The 5,619-nt window shown below is 54.7% G+C and carries 2 tRNA genes and 3 rRNA genes; all 5 read left to right on the top strand.

The annotated features are described in order from the left end of the window. Positions 1-341 precede the first annotated feature (341 nt). The 5 genes from MC381_RS18225 (at position 342) to rrf (ending at position 5,597) form a co-directional block, all read left to right on the top strand. Positions 342-1,879, top strand: a 16S ribosomal RNA gene (locus MC381_RS18225). Positions 1,880-1,974: 95 nt separating this feature from the next. Beyond that, positions 1,975-2,051 (top strand) — tRNA-Ile (locus tag MC381_RS18220). Positions 2,052-2,175: 124 nt separating this feature from the next. Next, positions 2,176-2,251 (top strand) — tRNA-Ala (locus MC381_RS18215). Between the two features lie 207 nt (positions 2,252-2,458). Continuing rightward, positions 2,459-5,348, top strand: a 23S ribosomal RNA gene (locus MC381_RS18210). Positions 5,349-5,482: 134 nt separating this feature from the next. Next, positions 5,483-5,597, top strand: a 5S ribosomal RNA gene (gene rrf, locus MC381_RS18205). Together the 16S, 23S and 5S rRNA genes with 2 tRNA genes alongside form the textbook arrangement of a ribosomal RNA operon. The last annotated feature ends 22 nt before the right edge of the window (positions 5,598-5,619 follow it).

Raw genomic sequence — 5,619 nt, 5'->3', positions numbered from 1 at the left:
AAGCCGTAAAATGCTCGCCTCTTCTTCAGGATCGACTCCACGGAGTCACGCAGGATTCAGCACAGAAAAACGTTGACATCTTCGCCAGGATCCTTAGAATACGCCACTCCTTACGGCGGCCGAGAAAACAAGCGCTGACAAGCACTTGGCTTCACGGCAGAAGCAACAGAACGCTTCGGTAGGGACGCTCTTTAACAATCGATCAGGTAATTGATGTGGGCGCTTGTCTTGCGTGACGCCAGTCACGACATATCGAGGCAAGCGACTCGTCATGATTCGTTTGACCTTGAACCAAGTTTGGTCCGCTTTCCTTATTGAGGATGAAAGGACTATCAAGCTTTTAACTGAAGAGTTTGATCATGGCTCAGATTGAACGCTGGCGGCAGGCCTAACACATGCAAGTCGAGCGGTAACAGGGGTAGCTTGCTACCCGCTGACGAGCGGCGGACGGGTGAGTAATGCATAGGAATCTGCCCGGTAGTGGGGGATAACCTGGGGAAACCCAGGCTAATACCGCATACGTCCTACGGGAGAAAGCAGGGGATCTTCGGACCTTGCGCTATCGGATGAGCCTATGTCGGATTAGCTTGTTGGTGAGGTAACGGCTCACCAAGGCGACGATCCGTAGCTGGTCTGAGAGGATGATCAGCCACACTGGGACTGAGACACGGCCCAGACTCCTACGGGAGGCAGCAGTGGGGAATATTGGACAATGGGCGAAAGCCTGATCCAGCCATGCCGCGTGTGTGAAGAAGGCCCTCGGGTTGTAAAGCACTTTCAGCGAGGAAGAAAGCCTGTCGGCCAATACCCGGCAGGAACGACATCACTCGCAGAAGAAGCACCGGCTAACTCCGTGCCAGCAGCCGCGGTAATACGGAGGGTGCGAGCGTTAATCGGAATTACTGGGCGTAAAGCGCGCGTAGGTGGCTTGGCACGCCGGTTGTGAAAGCCCCGGGCTCAACCTGGGAACTGCATCCGGAACGGCCAGGCTAGAGTGCAGGAGAGGAAGGTAGAATTCCCGGTGTAGCGGTGAAATGCGTAGAGATCGGGAGGAATACCAGTGGCGAAGGCGGCCTTCTGGCCTGACACTGACACTGAGGTGCGAAAGCGTGGGTAGCAAACAGGATTAGATACCCTGGTAGTCCACGCCGTAAACGATGTCGACTAGCCGTTGGGACCTTTAAGGACTTAGTGGCGCAGTTAACGCGATAAGTCGACCGCCTGGGGAGTACGGCCGCAAGGTTAAAACTCAAATGAATTGACGGGGGCCCGCACAAGCGGTGGAGCATGTGGTTTAATTCGATGCAACGCGAAGAACCTTACCTACCCTTGACATCCAGAGAAGTCGCTAGAGATAGCTTCGTGCCTTCGGGAACTCTGAGACAGGTGCTGCATGGCTGTCGTCAGCTCGTGTTGTGAAATGTTGGGTTAAGTCCCGTAACGAGCGCAACCCTTGTCCTTATTTGCCAGCGATTCGGTCGGGAACTCTAAGGAGACTGCCGGTGACAAACCGGAGGAAGGTGGGGACGACGTCAAGTCATCATGGCCCTTACGGGTAGGGCTACACACGTGCTACAATGGCCGGTACAAAGGGTTGCGAGACCGCGAGGTGGAGCGAATCCCAGAAAGCCGGCCTCAGTCCGGATCGGAGTCTGCAACTCGACTCCGTGAAGTCGGAATCGCTAGTAATCGCGCATCAGAATGGCGCGGTGAATACGTTCCCGGGCCTTGTACACACCGCCCGTCACACCATGGGAGTGGACTGCACCAGAAGTGGTTAGCCTAACTTCGGAGGGCGATCACCACGGTGTGGTTCATGACTGGGGTGAAGTCGTAACAAGGTAGCCGTAGGGGAACCTGCGGCTGGATCACCTCCTTAAACGACCAGCGTTCGCGTAAGACAAAGCGCTCACATCAATTACCTGATCGACCAAGAGCAATGACTGTTTGGGTCACGGACCCAGTGGTAAAGCCGGGTCTGTAGCTCAGTTGGTTAGAGCGCACCCCTGATAAGGGTGAGGTCGGCAGTTCGAGTCTGCCCAGACCCACCAATTTCGCCAGATACTACGTTGCTTTCTCCCTCGTGTAGCAGGCTACACGTCGGTCAAAAGCGCCTTGTCTCTGCCGGAATTAAACTTGTCTTCTCATCGGTAGATTCTCGACCGATCAGAATAAGGGGCCATAGCTCAGCTGGGAGAGCGCCTGCCTTGCACGCAGGAGGTCAGCGGTTCGATCCCGCTTGGCTCCACCATCATCCCACCCAACAGTCGACAAGTTCTAAGCAATCCGTTTTGTACGCAAAACCGATTGCTTAGAGCTTTGGCTCTAAACGCTCTTTAACAATTTGGATCATGCTGACAAGTCTCTTCTCGACAGAGAAGAGCAACGAGATACGTCTCAAGCGTATCCGGCAATTGTCGTGATAGTAATCACTAGACCAGACTCCTTCGGGTTATATGGTCAAGCGATTAAGCGCACACGGTGGATGCCTAGGCAGCCAGAGGCGATGAAGGACGTTGTAGCCTGCGATAAGGTTCGGTGAGGTGGCAAACAACCTGCGACCCGGACATTTCCGAATGGGGAAACCCACTCATCATCAGATGAGTATCACACACTGAATCCATAGGTGTGTGAGGCGAACCGGGAGAACTGAAACATCTAAGTACCCCGAGGAAAAGAAATCAACCGAGATTCCCCCAGTAGCGGCGAGCGAACGGGGAGTAGCCCTTAAGCATGTGACTGGTTAGACGAGCGGTCTGGAAAGGCCGGCCATAGTGGGTGATAGCCCCGTAGTCGAAAACCTGAATGTGTGAAATCGAGTAGGTCGGGGCACGTGAAACCCTGACTGAACATGGGGGGACCATCCTCCAAGGCTAAATACTCCTGGCTGACCGATAGTGAACCAGTACCGTGAGGGAAAGGCGAAAAGAACCCCGGAGAGGGGAGTGAAATAGATCCTGAAACCGTGTGCGTACAAGCAGTGGGAGCCGACTTGTTCGGTGACCGCGTACCTTTTGTATAATGGGTCAGCGACTTATATTCAGTGGCGAGCTTAACCGTATAGGGGAGGCGTAGAGAAATCGAGTCTTAACTGGGCGACCAGTCGCTGGATATAGACCCGAAACCGGGCGATCTATCCATGGCCAGGGTGAAGGTTGAGTAACATCAACTGGAGGCCCGAACTCAAGTATGTTGAAAAATGCTGAGATGAGCTGTGGATCGGAGTGAAAGGCTAATCAAGCTCGGAGATAGCTGGTTCTCCTCGAAAGCTATTTAGGTAGCGCCTCACGTATTACCGCCGGGGGTAGAGCACTGTTTCGGCTAGGGGCCCATCCCGGGTTACCAACCCGAGGCAAACTCCGAATACCGGTGAGTAGAGCGTGGGAGACACACGGCGGGTGCTAACGTCCGTCGTGAAAAGGGAAACAACCCAGACCGTCAGCTAAGGCCCCCAAATTCTGGTTAAGTGGGAAACGATGTGGGAAGGCATAGACAGCTAGGAGGTTGGCTTAGAAGCAGCCATCCTTTAAAGAAAGCGTAATAGCTCACTAGTCGAGTCGGCCTGCGCGGAAGATGTAACGGGGCTCAAACCAGATGCCGAAGCTACGGGTTCATCCTCTGGATGAGCGGTAGAGGAGCGTCGTGTAAGCCTGCGAAGGTGAGTTGAGAAGCTTGCTGGAGGTATCACGAGTGCGAATGCTGACATGAGTAACGACAAGGGGAGTGAAAACCTCCCCCGCCGGAAGACCAAGGGTTTCTGTTCTACGTCAATCGGAGCAGAGTGAGTCGGCCCCTAAGGCGAGGCTGAAAAGCGTAGTCGATGGGAAACGGGTCAATATTCCCGTACCGGATGTGATTGCGATGGGGGGACGAAGAAGGCTAGGTGAGCCAGGCGTTGGTTGTCCTGGTGAAAGCCCGTAGGCCGAGATCTTAGGCAAATCCGGGATCTCAAGGCCGAGAGGCGAGACGAACGGACTACGGTCCGGAAGTCATCGATGCCACGCTTCCAGGAAAAGCCTCTAAGCTTCAGATCACATGCGACCGTACCCCAAACCGACACAGGTGGTCAGGGTGAGAATCCCAAGGCGCTTGAGAGAACTCGGGTGAAGGAACTAGGCAAAATGGCACCGTAACTTCGGGAGAAGGTGCGCCGGCTTAGCGTGAAGGACCTCGCGTCCCTAGCGTGAACCGGTCGAAGATACCAGGTGGCTGCAACTGTTTATTAAAAACACAGCACTCTGCTAACGCGTAAGCGGACGTATAGGGTGTGACGCCTGCCCGGTGCCGGAAGGTTAATTGATGGTGTTAGCCGTAAGGCGAAGCTCTTGATCGAAGCCCCGGTAAACGGCGGCCGTAACTATAACGGTCCTAAGGTAGCGAAATTCCTTGTCGGGTAAGTTCCGACCTGCACGAATGGCGTAATGATGGCCACGCTGTCTCCACCCGAGACTCAGTGAAATTGAAATCGCAGTGAAGATGCTGTGTACCCGCGGCTAGACGGAAAGACCCCGTGAACCTTTACTATAGCTTCACACTGGACGCTGATGTTGCTTGTGTAGGATAGCTGGGAGGCTTGGAAACCGGGACGCCAGTTCCGGTGGAGCCAACCTTGAAATACCAGCCTGGCATCATTGGCGTTCTAACTTGGCACCGTGATCCGGTGTGAGGACAGTGTGTGGTGGGTAGTTTGACTGGGGCGGTCTCCTCCGAAAGCGTAACGGAGGAGCACGAAGGTACCCTCAGCACGGTTGGAAATCGTGCAATGAGTGCAAGAGCATAAGGGTGCTTAACTGCGAGACAGACACGTCGAGCAGGTACGAAAGTAGGTTCTAGTGATCCGGTGGTTCTGTATGGAAGGGCCATCGCTCAACGGATAAAAGGTACTCCGGGGATAACAGGCTGATACCGCCCAAGAGTTCACATCGACGGCGGTGTTTGGCACCTCGATGTCGGCTCATCACATCCTGGGGCTGAAGTCGGTCCCAAGGGTATGGCTGTTCGCCATTTAAAGTGGTACGCGAGCTGGGTTTAGAACGTCGTGAGACAGTTCGGTCCCTATCTGCCGTGGGCGTTGGAGATTTGAGAAGCGCTGCTCCTAGTACGAGAGGACCGGAGTGGACGTACCTCTGGTGTTCCGGTTGTCACGCCAGTGGCATCGCCGGGTAGCTATGTACGGACGGGATAACCGCTGAAGGCATCTAAGCGGGAAGCCCCCTTCAAGATGAGATCTCCCCGAGACTTCGAGTCTCCTAAAGGGTCCAGCAAGACTAGCTGGTTGATAGGCACGGTGTGGAAGCGCTGCAAGGCGTTGAGCTAACGTGTACTAATGCCCCGTGAGGCTTGACCATATAACCCCAAGGGGTCTGGTGGTTACGGTCTCGACAATGACTGGATACGTGAGGCGTATCGTCAGCATGATCCGAATCAGTTGGAATGATTGCCGGGTAAGCCGTGAGGGCAACGCATTCCAGCGTCAGTTTTGCCTGACGACCATAGCGAGTGGGAACCACCTGATCCATGCCGAACTCAGAAGTGAAACCACTCCGCGCCGATGGTAGTGTGGGGCCTCCCCATGCGAGAGTAGGTCATCGTCAGGCATCTATACCGAACCCCAGCCAA

It is taken from the genome of Salinicola avicenniae (genome assembly GCF_023736115.1).
Classification (GTDB): Bacteria; Pseudomonadota; Gammaproteobacteria; order Pseudomonadales; family Halomonadaceae; genus Salinicola; species Salinicola avicenniae.
Note: the sequence above shows the minus strand (reverse complement) of the source record. Positions and strands in the feature narration are given on the sequence as shown.